The sequence below is a fragment of the Kitasatospora sp. NPDC094016 genome (assembly GCF_040304045.1).
Classification (GTDB): Bacteria; Actinomycetota; Actinomycetes; order Streptomycetales; family Streptomycetaceae; genus Kitasatospora.
In genome coordinates this window covers 1-2,889 of sequence record NZ_JBEOUK010000099.1, presented here as the reverse complement: position 1 = coordinate 2,889, position 2,889 = coordinate 1, and the positions used below count along the sequence as shown (strand labels likewise).

Annotated in this window: 2 protein-coding genes and 1 pseudogene; all 3 read right to left on the bottom strand. The window is 74.1% G+C overall.

Annotated elements, in window-relative coordinates; all coding sequences use genetic code 11:
- A partial coding sequence (locus tag ABT015_RS38100) for an amino acid adenylation domain-containing protein (RefSeq protein ID WP_502897512.1) occupies positions 1-1,112 on the bottom strand: 1,112 nt, incomplete at its 3' end.
- Between the two features lie 87 nt (positions 1,113-1,199).
- Positions 1,200-2,483, bottom strand: a pseudogene (locus ABT015_RS38095) (condensation domain-containing protein); the annotation flags it as partial.
- 158 nt (positions 2,484-2,641) lie between these two features.
- Positions 2,642-2,889, bottom strand: a 248-nt coding sequence (locus ABT015_RS37815; protein ID WP_350887867.1) for a phosphopantetheine-binding protein, incomplete at its 5' end; no start/stop codon positions are given.

Sequence of the window (2,889 nt, the reverse complement as noted above, 5' to 3'; positions counted from 1 at the left end):
GGGCAGGCGACGAAGCGTTCGGCGGTGAGGGCGGGTCGGCCGGTGTAGCCGCGGGCGAGTCCGGCGCCGGCGATGTACAGCTCGCCTGCCACGCCGGCGGGTACGGGCTGTAGCGCGGTGTCGAGGACGTAGGTGCGGGTGTTGGCCAGCGGGCGGCCGATCGGCACCACGTTCGGGACCGCCGAGGCGGGGGTCATGGTGAAGGTGGTCTTGATGGCCGTCGTCTCGGTGGGTGCGTAGACCGCGACGACGGAGGTGTCCGGGCACGCCTGGAAGAGCCGGCGGACGGCCTCGGGCGGGACGACGTCGCCGCCGGTCCACACCTGCCGGACGGCCCGGAAGGCCTCCGGCGTCTCCTCGGCCATCAGCCGCAGCAGGCCTGACGGCGCCTGGACCAGCGTCACCCGGTGGGTGGTGATGGTCTCGGCGAGGCGCCGGATGTCCAGTTCGCCGGGCTCGGCCAGCACGATCGCCCCGCCGGTGACGAGCGGCGCCCAGATCTCGGTGGTGGAGGCGTCGAAGGCGGTGGGCGAGTGCAGCAGGACGCGCTCGTGGTGGCCCGCGCGGAAGTGCTGGTTGCCCAGCAGGTCCACCACGTTGCGGTGGGTGACGGCGACGCCCTTGGGCAGGCCGGTCGAGCCCGAGGTGTACATCACGTAGACCAGTTGGCCGGGGTGCACGGGCACGGCCGGGTCGCCCGCCTCGGGGGCCGTGGCGAGCAGCGCGTCGGTGACCTCGACGGTGGCGAAGCCGCCGGTGGCGAGGACCGGGTGCCCGTGGTGGGCCGGGTCGGTGAGCAGCAGGCCGGTGCGGGTGTCGGTGAGGATGTGCTGGAGCCGGTCCAGCGGGTAGCGGTCGTCCAGCGGGACGTACGTGCCGCCCGCCTTGGCGATCGCGAGGACGGCCGTGAGCAGCCCGGCGGAGCGCTCCATCAGCACCGCCACCGGCTGTTCGGTGGTCAGGCCGCGCGCCAGCAGCAGGGCGGCGAGGCGGTTGGCGCGCTCGTTCAGCTCGGCGTAGCTGAGCTGTTCGGCGTCGGTGATCAGGGCGGGGGCGTCGGGGGTGGCGGCGGCCTGGGCTTCGAACAGCCGGGGCAGGCTGGTGTCGGGCACCGGTGCGGTCGGTCCGTTCCAGCCGGTGAGCAGGTGCTCGCGTTCGGCGGGGTCGAGGATCTCGATGCTGCCGATCGGGGTGTCCGGGTCGGCCGCGACGGCGCGCAGGACGCGCAGCAGCCGCTCGGCGAGGGCGGTGGCGGTGGCGTGGTCGAACAGGTCGGCCGCGTAGTCGACGGCGCCGCGGACGCCGAGGCAGTCGCCGTCCGCCGCGAGGTGTTCGACGAAGTTGAAGTTCAGGTCGAACTGGGCCTGGGCCTCGCCGGCCTCGACCGGCCGGGCCGACACCGGGCCGAAGGCGAGATCGCCGGCCCGCTCCGTGTTCAGGGTGACGAGCGACTGGAAGAGGGGGTGGCCGGCGGTGCGGGTGGGGTTGAGGTGTTCGACCAGGCGCTCGAAGGGGATGTCCTGGTGGTCGTAGGCGTCGAGGTCGGTGCGGCGGACGCGGTCCAGCAGCTCGCGGAAGCTCGGGTTGCCGCTGGTGTCGGTGCGCAGCAGCAGGGTGTTGACGAAGAAGCCGACCAGGTCGTCGAGGGCTTCGTCGGTGCGTCCGGCGACGACGGTGCCGATCGGCAGGTCCGTGCCCGCGCCGAGGCGGGTGTAGAGGGCGGCGACGGCGGCTTGCAGGGCCATGAACAGGCTGGCGTTCTGCGCGCCGGCCAACGCGGCCAGGGCGATGTGCAGTTCGACGTCGAGTTCCAACGCGGCGGCGCCGCCCCGGCGGGTGGGCGCGGTCGGGCGGGGGCGGTCGCAGGGGAGCGCCAGCTCCTCCGGGAGGCCGGACAACGCCTGTCGCCAGTAGGTGAGTTGCTGGGAGACGACGCTCTCCGGGTCGTCCTCCTCGCCGAGCAACTCGCGCTGCCAGAGGGTGTAGTCGGCGTACTGCACCGGTAGCGGCTCCCACTGCGGCTCGGTGCCGGCGAGCCGGGCCTCGTAGGCGGTGGCGAGGTCGCGGAAGAGCGGGGCGACGGACCAGCCGTCGCTGGCGATGTGGTGCGTCAGCAGCAGCAGGACGTGCTCGCCCGGCGAGGGGAGGGCGTACAGCCAGGCGCGGACGGGGAGGTCGGCGGCGAGGTCGAAGACCTGCCCGGCGTCCTCGCGCAGCCGCTCGGACAGTTCGGCCTCGTCGGCCACCGGCACCCGGTGCAGCGGCGGGCGCCCCTGGTCGAGGATGTGCTGGTGGGGCTGGCCGTCGGTGGTCGGGAAGACGGTGCGCAGCACCTCGTGCCGGGCCACCACGTCCCACAGCGCGCCTTCGAGGGCGGCGGCGTCGAGCTCGCCGGTCAGCCGGAGGGCGAACGGCGTGTTGTAGAGGGCGCTCGGGCCCTCGAACTGTTCGATGAACCAGAGCCGCTGCTGGGCGAACGACAACGGGATCAAGGTCTGCCTCCGACTGGCGACTTACGGCTGCTGTGGTTGGTGGGGCTGGTGGGGTTCGGCGGTCGCGGGGCGCCGCCCGCCGCGCCGCCGGCCGGGCCGGCGGCGGGCGCGCATCCTGCGGTGGATGGGGCCGCGAGGTGGGCGGCAGGTCAGGCCGGGCCGCCGGGGCGGCGCATCGGCCGCAGAGCCGGGCGGGCCTTCTTCGGCGCGGCCGTCTGCTCGCGCTCGGGCAGGGCGGCGGCCAGGGCGGCGACGGTGGGGGAGTCGAACAGGGTGCGGATGGGCAGTTCGGTGCCGAGGGTGGTGCGGATGCGGCTGACCAGTTTGGTGGCGAGGAGGGAGTGGCCGCCGAGGTCGAAGAAGCGGTCGTCGATGGTGACGGTGGTGAGTCCGAGGA